Below are 15018 nucleotides of genomic sequence, written 5' to 3'. Positions count from 1 at the left end.
CCAGCGCCGGCGACGCCCGCCCCGCCCGTCTCACCCCGGCAACCCCGCCAACATCCGCCGGTCCCGAGGCGCCCCCTTCCGGTCCAACCGTGCGTCCAGCAACCGCCGAGCCGCATCGCACCGCCCCGCCGACACCAGCGCGAACAGCAACGTCTCCTCCACGACCTCGCGTTGGGCCGCGCTCCCGCCCACCTTGCGCAGCACCGGCAGCAACGCGTCGAGACCGTGGGCGGCTTCGTGGAAGCGGCGTTCGACGAGGGCCGCGAAGGCCTCGCAGAGCGGGGCGATCACCTCGCGCTGCACCGGATCGGCGCCCGCCGCGTGGTCGCGCAGCCGGCGCAGGGCGGGGAGATCTCCGGCCGCCGTCAGGGACACCGCCACGTGCAGAGCGGTGAACGCGGTCGCCGGCCGCTCCAGCACCTCGCAGGCCACCGAGTCCAGGACGTCCGAAGTCGGCAGCTCCCCCTGCCAGTTGCCGCTGAGCCAGGCCCGCCACAGCAGCGACCCCGAGTCGACGAGTGCGCGTACCCCGGTCACCCGGCCGGGCGCCAACTGGGCGAACCAGCGTTTGCGGACGGCGGCCGGGTCGTCCAACGCGAGTTCGTGCAGAGCGATGTGCCAGGAGAAGTGGGCCCTGTTGACCGCGCCCCGGCCCTGCCCGGACACCCAGCGGTCCAGCCAGTCCCGGCCCGCCTCGTGGGCGCCGGACTCGTAGTGGACGTGGGCCAGCGCATGCACGGCGTGCCCCGAGGCGGGCTCAACTCCCAAGGCTCGGTGGGCGAGTTCGGCCGCCTCGTGCAGCCGGCCCTGCTCCTGGCGCAGGAACGCGAGCAGCGAGGTGTGGAACCAGTGCCCGTCGTAGGCCGGGGACGTGCGCTCGACGAGCCGTAGCGCGTAGTCGTCGTCGAGGTCGGTGACGCCGGAGAAGGCGATCGTCGGCACGGCGGCGGCGAGGGCGAGGGCGTCGGCGGGGTGGGCGTCGAGGTGCCGTATCAACGCGCGGTCCCCGTCGGTGGATTGGACCCGGCGCGTGATCACGTCCACGAAGGAGCGTTCACGTTCGTCGGCCCGTTCATGTGCGCAACGCTGGGCGTCCGCGAGCGCCCGGGGCACGTCCACTGCGGCTCCGCACTCGTGGCCGAGCAACGCCAACGCCGCGTGGCCCAAGGCGAATCCGGGGTCCAGGGCGACCGCGCGGGCGAAGGCGTCCTCGGCTCCGGCGCGGACCTTGAGGACCCGGTCGAGCCCGTTGCGGTACGCGGTGGCGGCCTCGGCGTGCGTCGACAGCGGGAGTCCGAGTCCGTCGACGGGTCTGCGGCGGGCGGCGCGGCGGGCCGGTGGCGTCAGCAACTGCTGGGCCAGGGCGGCCGCCTGGACGCGGATCTCGGGGATCGCGGTGGTCTCCCACAACTCGCCGCGTCTGGGGGCGCCGAGCGTGAACAGCGGTCGTACGGAACGGCCTTGGGTGTCGAGGAGACGTCCGTCGCGGGTGGCGACCCCCATGCCCAGCGGGCCGGGGACGGCCGCACCGGTCTCGAACAGGCCGCGCCACAACGGGTCTTCGAGCCGTTGACCCGGTCCCGTGCAGTCGATCACCCAACCCACGCGCACCGTACGGCCGTTGGAGAGCGCGATCGCCACCTGTCCGTCGGCCTCCACCGCTTCGGTGATCGTGGCCGCGTGGACCTGGAGGCGGCGTGCGGTGCGGGCCCGGGCCACCGACTCGGCGGTGGCGGGCGCCATGCGGTGCCGGTGGGTGTTCCAGACGGAGCCCTCGTGGGCGAGGAACTCCCCGCGCTCCGCGGGGGTGAGGCTGCGCCAGAGTCGCGCGGTGTGCGGGCGCAGGCTGTCCAGGGCGGGGCGCCAGTCGCCGTGGGTGCGCACGGAGCGGCTGACATGCCGGTAGACGACCCGGCGCAGGCCGTCCAACGTCAGGTCGCGCGGCCACTGCGGAGCGGGCATGGCACCGGCCGATCCCAGTGCGTGCGGCTGCGGCAGGAGTCCGCTCCGGGACACGGCGTGCACCGTACGCTCGGGCCGGTCCAGGGTGAGGGCCAGGTCCACGGCCGTGAGGCCCGTGCCGACGAGCAGGATGTCGGCGGTGTCCTCGCATACGGCGTCCAGTGCGCCGGGTCTCCAGGGCGAGGCGACGAAGCGGGGAGAGGCCCGCAGCGTGGGCGGGGCCCAGGCGGCGGTCGGGGCGGCGGGGCCCGTGGCCAGGACCGCGCTGTCGGCGGTGAGGAGTCCCCCGTCGGCGAGGTGGAGTTCCACCGGGCCTTCGGGGGTGCCGGTACAGCTCTCCGCGCGGGTGCGCAGCCGGCGTACGGAGACCGTGCCGTGGGAGCGGACGACGGCCTGGGCGAGGGTGTCGGCGAGATAGGCGCCGTAGCGGTAGCGGGTGGCGAAGTCGGTGCCGCTGACGGTGGGTTCACCGTGACGGCACAGCCAGCGGGTGAAGTGGCCGGGGTCGTCGGGGTAGCAACTCATGCCACCCGCCGGGACGTTGAGCCGATGGCGTGAATCAGGTGTCGCGTAGGCGGTGCCGCGGCCCGCCTCCGGGGCCGGGTCGACCATCGCCAGGTCGAGGGGGGTCCGGCGACGCGTGGCCGTCTCGCACAACTGGACGGCGGTCAGAGTGCCTGCCGCGCCCGCTCCGACGATCGCCACGGTGGGCCGCTTGCGGACTTCGGTCACGAATACCTCCGGCGTGGTCTGCCGCGGAGCCGTAGAAACGGAACTCCGCCCTCGGTTTCTTCCTCACTATTCCGACCGGATAGATGGGGAAGGAGCGACGGGACAGGGATCTCACGGGATACTCAGGGCACCGGTCGGCGTCTTCATACTCTGTTCACACTCACGGAGCGTCCGACAACCCTGGTTTCAGGCCTTCTTTCAGGCCTTCTTTCAGGTTCTCTTCACTTGAATCTCAGGTGGAGCCCCTGAGATTCAAAGATTCAACCCATGGAAGTGACGCAGGATGCAACGGCACTGGTGATCTCGTCGCGTACGGCCAGGGGCGGGCGCGACATGCGGAGGAAGGCCTGCCGTGGGCATGTCGCACATATCCAACCGGTCCGAGAAGCCGTCGGAGAGGTGGTCCCGTCGTGGGGTCCTCACCGTGCTCGGGGTGGTGCCGGCCGCCGTCCTGACCGGCTGCAGCGGTTCGGCGGGGGCCGCGGAGAGCTCGTCGTCGGGCGGTTCGTCGGCGACGGCGTCCGCGAAGGCCGCGAAGGTGCCGACCGTCACGGTCCTGCCCGCCGACGGCACCAAGAAGGCCGACTTCACCACCCCGGTCACGGTCACCGTGGCCGACGGCACGCTCGCCACGGTGAAGGTGACCGGCAACGACGGCTCCACGCTGGCGGGCACCTTCAACGACGCCAAGACGAAGTGGACGTCCACGAAGAACCCGTACTCGGGCACGAAGTACACGGTCGCGGCGCAGGCGCGGGACGCCGCCGCGAAGACGATGACCTTCACCACGAAATCCCCCGGCGAGACCTTCGTCGGCTACTTCACCCCCGAGGCGAACTCCACCTCCGGCGTCGGCATGCCCGTGTCGATCAACTTCACGCACGCCGTCACGGACCGGGCCGCCGTCCAGAAGGCGATCACGGTCACCGCCGAGCCGGCCGTCGAGATCGTCGGCCACTGGTTCAGCGACACGCGGCTCGACTTCCGCCCCGAGACGTACTGGGCGGCCGGCACGAAGATCACGCTCAGCCTCCGTCTGAAGGACGTCGAGGGCCAGGACGGGATCTACGGCATCCAGTCCAAGGACGTCACCTTCGACATCGGCCGCGAGCAGATCAGCACGGTCGACCTGTCCAGCAAGGAGATGGTCGTCAAGCGCGACGGCAAGACCCTCGCCACCTACCCGGTCAGCGGCGGCAACGCCCAGCACACCACCTGGTCCGGGATCATGGTGATCAGCGAGCGGTTCAAGCAGACCCGCATGGAGTCCTCGACGGTCGGGCTCGGCGACGAGTACGACATCTCCGACGTCCCGCACGCCCAGCGCCTCACCACCTCCGGCACCTTCGTGCACGGCAACTACTGGGCGTCCACGTCGGTGTTCGGCAGCGAGAACACCAGCCACGGCTGCGTCGGCCTGCACGACGCGAAGGGCGCCAACGACACGTCGGTCGCCGGCTACAAGTTCTACGACAGCTCGATGCTCGGCGACGTCGTCATCGTGAAGAACTCCGGCGAGAAGACGGTGGCGGCGGACAACGGCCTCAACGGCTGGAACCTGTCCTGGGCACAGTGGAAGGCGGGAAGCGCGGTCTAGCCCGGGCGGCCCCTGGCCCAGCGGCACGCTCCGGTCCCGCGGCGCGCTCCGGTCCTGCGGCGCGGCCTGTCCCCGCTGCGGCGTGCCCCGGTCCCGGCAGCGCGCCCTGTTCCGCAATGCCCTCCGGCCCCGGCAGCCCCCTCCAGCCTCGGCTGACCCCGGGCAGGCCCCGGCCCCGCAGCGCGCCCGGGTCCTGCGGCGCGGCCTGTTCCCGCTGCGGCGTGCCCCGGTCCCGGCGGCGCGCCCTGGTCCCGCAATGCCCTCCGGCCCCGGCAGCTCCCTCCGGCCCCGGCTGGTCCCGGACGGCCCGGGCAGGCCTGGCCCCGTGGCGCGTCCCGGCCCTCGCCATGTCCTCCGGTCCCGGCAGCCCCCTCCGGCCCCGGCTGACCCCGGACGCCCCGGACGCCCCGGACGCCCCGGACGGACCCTGGCCCCATGGCGCACCCCGGTCCCCGCAATACCCTCCGGCCCCGACAGCCCCCTCCAGCCCCGGCTGACCCCGGACAGCCCCGGGCAGGCCCTGGCCCCGCAGCGCGCCCCGGTCCCGGCGGCACCCTGCACCCTCCCAGCCGAGCTCCCGCCGGAGACGCCCCTCGGAAACCTCCTCTTTCACCGCATTCATCACCTGAACTCCCGCACAGCGAAAGGACTTTCCCGGCTTCACCTCTTGACGACCGGAGTGGCTGAGAGCACATTGACCGCGCACCCACTGCGTGAGAGCGCTCTCAGGCAGGCACGGCACGCACCCGCATCCCCACTCCGTATCCGAGAGGCACCGATGAGTGAACCCTCCGGCACGCAGCGCAGACCTCACCCCTTCCGGCGCACCCTGATCGCCGTCCTCAGCACCCTCGGCCTGGCGGCCGCCACCGCCGCGGCCTTCACCCTGCCCGCGAACGCGTCCGCGCCCACGCCCCCGTCGGGCTGGACGCAGGTCTTCCTGGACGACTTCAACGGCACCGCGGGCACCGGTGTCTCCACCACCAACTGGCAGTACGACACCGGGACTTCGTACCCGGGCGGGGCCGCCAACTGGGGCACCGGCGAGGTCGAGACGATGACCTCCTCCACCAACAACGTGGCGCTCGACGGCAACGGCAACCTGCTGATCACCCCGCGCCGGGACGCCGCCGGCAACTGGACCTCGGGCCGGATCGAGACCAACCGCACCGACTTCCAGCCGCCGGCCGGCGGGAAGCTCCGCGTCGAGGCCCGTATCCAACTCCCCAACGTCACCGGCTCGTCGGCGCTCGGCTACTGGCCCGCGTTCTGGATGCTGGGCGCGCCCTACCGGGGCAACTACCAGAACTGGCCCAGCGTGGGCGAGTTGGACATCATGGAGAACGTCCAGGGTCTCAACACCGACTGGTCCACGGTGCATTGCGGCACCAGCCCGGGCGGTCCGTGCAACGAGACGACCGGCATCGGCGGTTCGACGGCGTGCACGGGGACGACCTGCCAGGCGGGCTTCCACACGTACGCGATGGAGTGGGACCGTTCCACGAGTCCCGAGCAGATCCGCTACTACCTCGACGGCGTCAACTTCGAGACGGTGAACTCCAGTCAGGTCGACGCGACGACATGGGCCAACGCGACGAACCACGGCTTCTTCATCATCCTGAACGTGGCGATGGGCGGCGGCTTCCCGGACGCGTTCGGCGGCGGCCCCACCAGTGCCACCGACCCGAACCACCCGATGACCGTGGACTACGTCCAGGTGCTCTCGTCGACGGGCAGTGGGAGCGGTACCACACCCCCGCCGACCGGCAACCGGGACGCCTACAGCGCCATCCAGGCCGAGTCCTACGACAGCCAGTCCGGCACCATCGCCGAGACCACCACGGACACGGGCGGCGGCCAGGACATCGGCTCGATCGCCAACGGCGACTGGGCGCTCTACAAGGGCGTCAACTTCGGTTCCACGGCGGCCACCCAGTTCTACGCCCGGGTCGCGAGCGGTGCGGCGAGCGGGGTCAGCGGCCTGGTCCAGGTACGCCTCGACAGCCCGACCGCGACCCCGGTCGGCAGTTTCGCGCTGGCCAACACCGGGGGCTGGCAGTCATGGAGAACGGTGCCCGCGAACATCAGCTCGGTCACCGGCACCCATGACGTCTACCTCACCTTCAGCAGCGGCCAGCCGGCGGACTTCGTGAACGTGAACTGGTTCGACTTCGGGCACTGATACCGACGCCCCACGGGGAAAGGGGGCTCCACGCGCGCGTGGAGCCCCCTTTCGGCATGCCCCCGCCGTCTCACCGCAACTCCGCCCGAAACCCCGCCGGCGTCACATCCGTGTGCTGCTGGAAGAACTTGGAGAAGTTCGCCGCGTCGGGGAAGCCGACTGCCGCCCCGACACGGCCGATCGGCAGGTCCGTGTGGGCCAACAGCCGTTTCGCCTCCAGGACGACGCGCTTGTCGATGAAGCCCTTGGGGGTCTCGCCGGTCGCGGCGCGAACCGCGCGGACCAGGGTGCGGCGGGAGTAGCCGAGCGCGTCGGCGTAGGCGCTGACGCTGTGGTTGGTGGCGAAGCCCTTCTCGACGGCGTTGCGGAAGAGGGTGAACGTCGTGTCGGCCTGCCGGGCGGCGTCCTCCGCCGAGCTCGCCGCCAGGTGCGCCAGGCGCAGCAGGAACGCCGTCAGGGAGTGTCGTAGGACCGAGGTGTGCAGGCTGAGCGGGAGGGTGTCCGTGTCCTCGTACTCGCGTTGGAGCTGGCCCAGGGAGGCGCGCAGGGCGGCGAGGCGGGGCTCGTCGGGGTGCAGGAGCGGGGGGAGGTCGTAGCGGTAGAGGCCTGTCGCCTCGACTGTGGCGCGCGGGAGGAAGCCGGGCTGCATGGTCAGGACCGTGCCGCGGTACTCGCTGGTCGAGGAGAAGCGGTGGACCTGACCGGGGCGGATCCACAGGACGTCGCCGGCGCTCACCTCGTACTCGGCGAAGTCGATCATGTGGCGGACCGGGCCGTCGGAGAAGAGCATCACCACATGGAAGTCGATGCGGTGGACGCGGTGCAGGGGTGCGTCGGCGTGCCAGGTCCGGTCGGTGCCCATCGGGCCGACCTGCATGCCGACGCCGCAGACACTCAGATCGACAGGGAAGGGAAACGTTCTGATCACGTCGCCGTCACCGCCGACGTCTTGGATAGTTCTGTCCGTCATGTCCTTCTCGTGCCGCCTCGACGCTCATCCCGGTGTCCCACTTTCACCACAGGCTGGCACACCGGCACCTTCCCTCGTAAAAGTCAGACTTTTAGATTTGAAGGCGTCCGAGCAGTTCTGCCGCTCTTACCGAGGACTTCTTGAAGATGAACGCGCACACACCTGACAGCTTCGAGTGGACCGATCTCGACCGTCGAGCCGTCGACACCGCCCGCATTCTGGCCGCTGACGCGGTCCAGAAGGTCGGCAACGGCCACCCCGGCACCGCGATGGCCCTGGCTCCCGCCGCGTACACGATCTTTCAGAAGGTGATGCGTCACGACCCCGCGGATCCCGAGTGGACCGGTCGTGACCGCTTCGTCCTCTCCCCCGGCCACACCTCGCTGACGCTGTACACGCAGCTGTACCTCGCCGGGTACGAGCTGGAGCTGGACGACCTGAAGGCGTTCCGGACGCACGGGTCGAAGACGCCTGGTCACCCCGAGTACGGGCACACGGCCGGTGTGGAGACCACGACAGGACCGCTCGGCCAGGGTGTCGCCAACGCGGTGGGCATGGCCATGGCCGCCCGCTACGAGCGCGGCCTGTTCGACCCCGAGGCCCCCGAGGGCGAGTCGCCCTTCGACCACACGATCTGGGCGATCGTCTCCGACGGCGACCTGGAGGAGGGCATCTCCGCCGAGGCCTCCTCGCTGGCCGGCCACCAGAAGCTCGGCAACCTCGTCTTCGTCTACGACGACAACCACATCTCCATCGAGGGCGACACCGCGACCGCCTTCTCCGAGGACGTCCTGAAGCGGTACGAGGCCTACGGCTGGCACACCCAGCGCATCGAGCCCGCCGCCGACGGCGACGTAGACCCCCACGCGCTGTACACGGCGCTCAAGACGGCGCAGGCCCAGACCGAGCGCCCCTCGATCATCGCGATGCGCACGATCATCGCCTGGCCCGCCCCGAACGCCCAGAACACCGAGGCCGCCCACGGCTCCGCGCTCGGCGCCGACGAGATCGCCGCCACCAAGCGCGTCCTCGGCTTCGACCCGGAGCAGTCCTTCGAGGTCGCCGACGAGGTCGTCGCGCACAGCCGCAAGGCCCTGGACCGGGGCGCCGAGGCGCACTCGACCTGGGACAAGCAGCTCGACACCTGGCGCGGCGCGCAGCCCGAGCGCGCGAAGCTCTTCGACCGGATCGTCGCCGGTCAGCTCCCCGAGGGCTGGGAGCAGTCCCTGCCGGTCTTCGAGGAGGGCTCCTCCGTCGCCACCCGCGCCGCCTCCGGCAAGGTCCTCCAGGCGCTCGGCGCGGTCCTGCCCGAGCTGTGGGGCGGCTCCGCCGACCTCGCCGGTTCGAACAACACCACCATCGACAAGACCTCGTCCTTCCTCCCGAAGGGCAACCCGCTGCCGGAGGCCGACCCGTACGGCCGTACGATCCACTTCGGTATTCGCGAGCACTCGATGGCGGCCGAGATGAACGGGATCGCCCTGCACGGCAACACCCGTGTCTACGGCGGCACCTTCCTGGTGTTCTCCGACTACATGCGCAACGCCGTGCGCCTCTCCGCGCTGATGCAGCTCCCGGTGACGTACGTCTGGACCCACGACTCCATCGGTCTCGGCGAGGACGGCCCCACACACCAGCCGGTCGAGCACCTCGCCTCGCTGCGGGCGATCCCGGGCCTGAACATCGTGCGCCCCGCCGACGCCAACGAGACCGCGATCGCCTGGGCCGAGATCCTCAAGCGGCACGCCACGAAGCCCGCCCCGCACGGCCTCGCGCTGACCCGTCAGGGTGTGCCGACCTACGCGCCCAACTCCGATGCGGCGCGCGGCGGTTACGTCCTCAAGGACTCCTCCACCGGGACCCCCGACGTGGTGCTGATCGCGACCGGTTCCGAGGTGCACCTCGCCGTCGAGGCGCGGGAGCGGCTGGAGGCCGAGGGCGTGGGCACGCGGGTGGTGTCGATGCCGTCCGTGGAGTGGTTCGAGGAGCAGTCGCGCGAGTACCGCGACAGCGTCCTTCCGCCGTCCGTGAAGGCCCGCGTTGCGGTCGAGGCCGGGATCGGTCTCACGTGGTACCGGTTCGTGGGTGACGCAGGACGCATCGTCTCCCTCGAACACTTCGGCGCCTCCGCCGATGCCAAGACCCTGTTCGCCGAGTTCGGTTTCACGGCCGAGAACGTCGCCGCTGTTGCCAGGGAATCCCTTGCCGCCGCGCGCGGTTGATCCGATCGCCAGAAAGAAGATGATCACAGTGACCGAAGTGACCGCCACCGCGGGAACTCTCAAGCGCCTGTCCGACGAGGGCGTCTCCATCTGGCTGGACGACCTGTCGCGCAAGCGGATCGAGTCCGGCAACCTCGCCGAACTCGTCGACACCAAGAACGTCGTCGGTGTCACCACCAACCCCTCGATCTTCCAGGCCGCCATCGGCTCCGGCGAGGGCTACGAGCAGCAGCTCGCCGACCTGGCCGTGCGCAAGGTGACGGTCGAAGAGGCCGTACGGATGATGACCACCGCCGACGTCCGCGCCGCCGCCGACATCCTGCGCCCCGTCTACGAGGCGACCGGCGGCCAGGACGGCCGGGTCTCCATCGAGGTCGACCCCCGTCTCGCGCACCACACCGAGGCGACCATCGCCGAGGCCAAGCAGCTCTCCTGGCTGGTCGACCGCCCCAACGTGATGATCAAGATCCCGGCGACGAAGGCCGGTCTCCCGGCCATCACCGAGGTCATCGGCGAGGGCATCAGCGTCAACGTCACGCTGATCTTCTCCCTGGAGCGCTACCGCGAGGTCATGGACGCCTACCTGGCCGGCCTGGAGAAGGCGAAGGCCGCGGGCATCGACCTGGCGACCATCCACTCCGTCGCCTCCTTCTTCGTCTCCCGCGTCGACTCCGAGATCGACAAGCGCCTCACCGCGATCGCCACGGACGAGGCCCTCGCCCTCAAGGGCAAGGCCGCCCTCGCCAACGCGCGGCTCGCCTACGAGGCCTACGAAGAGGTCTTCTCCGGTGACCGCTGGACCGCCCTCGCGGGCGCCGAGGCCAACAAGCAGCGCCCCCTGTGGGCCTCGACCGGCGTGAAGGACCCGGCGTACAAGGACACCCTGTACGTCGACGAGCTGGTCGCGCCCGGCACGGTCAACACCATGCCCGAGGCGACGCTGAACGCCACCGCCGACCACGGCGACATCCACGGCGACACGGTGACCGGCGGCTACGCGCAGGCCCGCGCCGACCTGGACGCCGTAGAGCGGCTCGGGATCTCGTACGACGTGGTCGTCAAGCAGCTGGAGGACGAGGGCGTCGCCAAGTTCGAGGTGGCCTGGCAGGACCTGCTGGACGCCGTCGCGAAGTCGCTGAGCAGCAAGGGGGTCGACGGGGAATGAGTGAGGAGCTTCCCGCAACGAAACCGGCCGGGACCGCCGAACAGGCGCTCACCGTCGAGGAGATCACCGACGCCCTGACCGCCGACTGGGACAACCCGCTGCGTGACGAGCGCGACCGCCGGCTCCCCCGGATCGCGGGCCCGTCCGGTCTTGTCATCTTCGGGGTCACCGGTGACCTGTCCCGCAAGAAGCTGATGCCGGCCGTCTACGACCTGGCCAACCGCGGCATGCTGCCGCCGGGCTTCTCGCTCGTCGGGTTCGCCCGGCGGGACTGGGAGGACCAGGACTTCGCGCAGGTCGTGCACGACTCGGTGCGCGAGCACTCCCGGACCGAGTTCCGCGAGGAGGTCTGGCAGCAGCTCGCCGAGGGCATGCGGTTCATCCCGGGCGACTTCGACGACGACACCGCGTTCAAGCAACTGCGCGCGGCGGTCGACGAGTTGGACGGGTCCCGGGGTACGAGCGGCAACTACGCGTTCTACCTCTCCGTACCGCCGAAGTTCTTCCCGAAGGTCGTCCAGCAGCTGAAGAAGCACGGCCTCGCGACGGCCGGCGAGGGCTCCTGGCGGCGCGCGGTCATCGAGAAGCCGTTCGGCCGCGACCTGAAGAGCGCGCGCGAGCTGAACAAGATCGTGCACGAGGTGTTCGACCCGGACCAGGTGTTCCGCATCGACCACTACCTCGGCAAGGAGACGGTCCAGAACATCCTGGCGCTGCGCTTCGCCAACCAGATGTACGAGCCCATCTGGAACCGGTCCTACGTCGACCACATCCAGATCACGATGGCCGAGGACATCGGCATCGGCGGGCGCGCCGGCTACTACGACGGCATCGGCTCGGCCCGTGACGTCATCCAGAACCACCTCCTGCAGCTGATGGCGCTCACCGCCATGGAGGAGCCGATCGCCTTCGACGAGGAGGCGCTGCTCACCGAGAAGCTCAAGGTGCTGAAGTCGGTACGGTTGCCCGAGAAGCTGGGCGAGCACACGGTGTTCGGGCAGTACGCGGAGGGCTGGCAGGGCGGCGAGAAGGTCGTCGGCTACCTCCAGGAGGACGGCATCGACCCGCAGTCGAAGACCGACACCTACGCGGCCGTCAAGCTGGAGGTCGACAACCGCCGCTGGGCGGGCGTCCCCTTCTACCTGCGCACCGGCAAGCGGCTCGGGCGGCGCGTCACCGAGATCGCGGTCGTCTTCAAGCGCGCCCCGCACTCCCCCTTCGACTCCAGCGCCACCGAGGAGCTGGGCCAGAACGCGATCGTCATCCGCGTCCAGCCCGACGAGGGCATGACGGTCCGCTTCGGCTCCAAGGTTCCGGGCACCTCGATGGAGATCCGGGACGTGTCCATGGACTTCGCCTACGGCGAGTCGTTCACGGAGTCGAGCCCGGAGGCGTACGAGCGGCTCATCCTGGATGTGCTGCTCGGCGACGCCAACCTGTTCCCGCGCCACCAGGAAGTGGAAGAGTCCTGGAAGATCCTCGACCCGATCGAGGAGTACTGGGCACAGAACGGCAAGCCCGCGCAGTACTCCTCGGGCAGCTGGGGTCCCGAGGAGGCGGACGAGATGCTCGCACGAGACGGACGGAGCTGGCGCAGGCCATGAAGATCGACCTGAGCGACACCACGGCAAGCAAGATCAACAAGGCGCTGGTGCAGGGTCGCCGCGACATCGGCACCCCTGCCGTGGGCATGGTCCTGACGATGGTCATCGTCACGGACGAGGAGAACGCCTACGACTCGATCAAGGCGGCCGAGGAGGCCTCGCACGAGCACCCCTCGCGCACCCTGGTCGTCATCAAGCGGCACGCCCGCACCCCGCGGGACCGCACCAACTCGCACCTCGACGCCGAGGTCCGGGTGGGCGCCGACGCCGGCACCGGCGAGACGGTCGTCCTGCGGACCTACGGCGAGGTGTCCGACCACGCCGACTCCGTGGTGCTGCCGCTGCTGCTCCCGGACGCGCCGGTCGTCGTCTGGTGGCCCGGGGACGCGCCCGAGATCCCGGCGAAGGACCCGCTGGGCGCCCTCGCGCAGCGCCGGATCACCGACCTGTACGCGGCGACGAACCCGCTGGAGGAGCTGGGCACCCGCGCCCGCGCCTACGCGCCCGGCGACACCGACCTCGCCTGGACCCGGCTCACCCCGTGGCGCTCGATGCTGGCGGCGGCCCTGGACCAGTCCAAGTCCAAGATCACCTCGGGTGCCGTGGAGAGCGAGGCCGACAACCCGGCCGCCGAGCTGCTGGCCCGCTGGCTGGAGGCCCGCCTCAAGGTGAAGATCGACCGCGTGGTCACCGACGGGCCGGTCATCACGGCCGTCCGCCTCGGCACCGGCGCCGGCGAGATCGTCATCGACCGCCCCGAGGGCCCGCTGGCCACGCTGTCCCTGCCCGGGCAGCCGTCCCGCACCCTCGCGCTGAAGGTCCGCACGACCTCCGAACTCATCGCCGAGGAGCTGCGGCGCCTCGACGCCGACGAGATGTACGCCATCGCCCTGCGGGCCGAGGGCACCAAGGAGACCCCCCGTCATGTCTGACTCCCCCAAGCTCGTGCGGCGGCCCGAGTGGACCGCTCTGGAGGACCACCGCGCGGCCGAACTGAGCCCGCAGCTGCGTGAGTTGTTTGCGGCGGACCCGGAGCGCGCGGAGCGGTACGTGGTCACCGTCGGCGACCTGCGCATCGACTACTCCAAGCACCTGATCACGGACGAGACCCTCGCCCTCCTCCAGGAACTGGCCACCGCCACCGGCGTGTTCGGCCTGCGGGACGCGATGTTCCGCGGCGAGAAGATCAACGTCACCGAGGACCGCGCGGTCCTGCACACCGCGCTGCGCGCCCCGCGTGACGCGGTGATCGAGGTCGACGGCGAGAACGTGGTGCCCCAAGTCCACGCCGTGCTCGACAAGATGGCCGGCTTCGCGAACCGCGTCCGCTCCGGCGAGTGGACCGGCCACACGGGTCGTCGTATCCGCAATGTCGTCAACATCGGCATCGGCGGCTCCGACCTCGGTCCCGCGATGGCGTACGAGGCGCTCCGCGCGTTCACCGACCGCTCGTTGACGGTCCGGTTCGTGTCGAACGTGGACGGCGCCGACCTGCACGAGGCGACCCGCGACCTCGACCCGGCCGAGACGCTGTTCATCGTCGCGTCCAAGACGTTCACCACGATCGAGACGATCACCAACGCAACATCCGCCCGGACGTGGCTGCTTGAAGGTCTCGGCGGTGACGACAAGGCCGTAGCCAAGCACTTCGTGGCGCTGTCGACGAACGCCGGGAAGGTGTCGGACTTCGGCATCGACACGGACAACATGTTCGAGTTCTGGGACTGGGTCGGCGGCCGCTACTCCTACGACTCGGCCATCGGCCTGTCGCTGATGATCGCCATCGGACCCGACCGCTTCCGCGAGATGCTCGACGGCTTCCACACCGTCGACGAGCACTTCCGCACCGCACCCGCCGAGTCCAACGCACCTTTGCTGCTCGGCCTGTTGGGCGTCTGGTACGGCAACTTCTTCGACGCCCAGTCGCACGCGGTGCTGCCGTACTCGCACTATCTCTCCAAGTTCACCGCCTACTTGCAGCAGCTGGACATGGAGTCCAACGGCAAGTCCGTGGACCGGGACGGGAATCCGGTGGAGTGGCAGACCGGGCCGGTGGTCTGGGGCACCCCGGGGACCAATGGCCAGCACGCCTACTACCAACTCATCCACCAGGGCACGAAGTTGATCCCTGCGGACTTCATCGGTTTCGTCAACCCGATCGGCGAGCTGAGCGAAGGCCTCAAGGCGCAGCACGACCTGCTGATGGCCAACTTCTTCGCCCAGACCCAGGCGTTGGCCTTCGGCAAGACGCCGGACGAGGTGCGCGCGGAGGGCGTGGCCGAGGAGCTGGTGCCGCACAAGACGTTCAAGGGCAACCACCCCACCACCACGATCCTGGCCCGCGAGCTGACCCCGTCCGTGCTCGGACAGTTGATCGCGCTCTACGAGCACAAGGTGTTCGTCCAGGGTGCGATCTGGAACATCGACTCCTTCGACCAGTGGGGCGTCGAGCTGGGCAAGGTCCTCGCCAAGCGCGTCGAACCCGCCCTGACCGAGGGCGCGGACGTGCCCGGTCTCGACTCCTCCACCGCCGCTCTCGTGGCCACCTACCGGACGCTCCGTAATTCCCAGGAAGTGAACTGAC

Annotated in this window: 9 protein-coding genes; 7 read left to right on the top strand and 2 right to left on the bottom strand. The window is 70.2% G+C overall.

Annotated features, from left to right (window positions below; genetic code table 11):
* Nucleotides 1–30: 30 nt before the first annotated feature.
* Nucleotides 31–2694: an FAD/NAD(P)-binding protein gene (locus ACIBK4_RS28885; protein ID WP_398999080.1), complete on the bottom strand. Its 2664-nt coding sequence runs from the start codon at nt 2692–2694 to the stop codon at nt 31–33.
* 352 nt (nt 2695–3046) lie between these two features.
* On the opposite strand from ACIBK4_RS28885, the gene ACIBK4_RS28880 reads away from it, so the two are divergent.
* Together ACIBK4_RS28880 and ACIBK4_RS28875 are read left to right on the top strand one after the other, a co-directional pair.
* Nucleotides 3047–4291 (top strand): Ig-like domain-containing protein, encoded by a 1245-nt coding sequence (locus ACIBK4_RS28880; RefSeq protein WP_398999078.1) that lies wholly within the window; start codon nt 3047–3049, stop codon nt 4289–4291.
* A 778-nt stretch (nt 4292–5069) separates the two neighbouring features.
* The gene (locus ACIBK4_RS28875; protein ID WP_398999076.1) at nt 5070–6473 is read left to right on the top strand and encodes a glycoside hydrolase family 16 protein; all 1404 of its coding nucleotides are present in this window, start codon (nt 5070–5072) and stop codon (nt 6471–6473) included.
* A 70-nt stretch (nt 6474–6543) separates the two neighbouring features.
* Here ACIBK4_RS28875 and ACIBK4_RS28870 read toward each other — a convergent pair whose 3' ends face one another.
* Nucleotides 6544–7443 carry a helix-turn-helix domain-containing protein gene (locus ACIBK4_RS28870; protein ID WP_398999074.1) on the bottom strand — a complete coding sequence of 300 codons (900 nt, stop codon included), beginning with the start codon at nt 7441–7443 and terminating at the stop codon, nt 6544–6546.
* Between the two features lie 146 nt (nt 7444–7589).
* On the opposite strand from ACIBK4_RS28870, the gene tkt reads away from it, so the two are divergent.
* From tkt to pgi, 5 genes are read left to right on the top strand one after another with little or no spacing between them, the layout of a single operon-like run.
* Nucleotides 7590–9665, top strand: a complete 2076-nt coding sequence (gene tkt / locus ACIBK4_RS28865) for a transketolase (protein ID WP_398999072.1) — start codon at nt 7590–7592, stop codon at nt 9663–9665.
* A gap of 19 nt (nt 9666–9684) precedes the next feature.
* Nucleotides 9685–10830: a transaldolase gene (gene tal / locus ACIBK4_RS28860; protein ID WP_398999070.1), complete on the top strand. Its 1146-nt coding sequence runs from the start codon at nt 9685–9687 to the stop codon at nt 10828–10830.
* Nucleotides 10827–12434 carry a glucose-6-phosphate dehydrogenase gene (gene zwf, locus ACIBK4_RS28855; protein WP_398999068.1) on the top strand — a complete coding sequence of 536 codons (1608 nt, stop codon included), beginning with the start codon at nt 10827–10829 and terminating at the stop codon, nt 12432–12434. Before tal ends, zwf begins: the two co-directional genes overlap by 4 nt.
* Nucleotides 12431–13366: a glucose-6-phosphate dehydrogenase assembly protein OpcA gene (gene opcA / locus ACIBK4_RS28850; protein ID WP_398999065.1), complete on the top strand. Its 936-nt coding sequence runs from the start codon at nt 12431–12433 to the stop codon at nt 13364–13366. Before zwf ends, opcA begins: the two co-directional genes overlap by 4 nt.
* Nucleotides 13359–15017 carry a glucose-6-phosphate isomerase gene (gene pgi / locus ACIBK4_RS28845; RefSeq protein WP_398999063.1) on the top strand — a complete coding sequence of 553 codons (1659 nt, stop codon included), beginning with the start codon at nt 13359–13361 and terminating at the stop codon, nt 15015–15017. Before opcA ends, pgi begins: the two co-directional genes overlap by 8 nt.
* The last annotated feature ends 1 nt before the right edge of the window (nt 15018 follow it).

It is taken from the genome of Streptomyces sp. NPDC050528 (assembly GCF_044457795.1).
GTDB lineage: Bacteria > Actinomycetota > Actinomycetes > Streptomycetales > Streptomycetaceae > Streptomyces.
The sequence above is the reverse complement of the archived record's forward strand: the minus strand, read 5'-3'. Positions and strand labels throughout refer to the sequence as shown.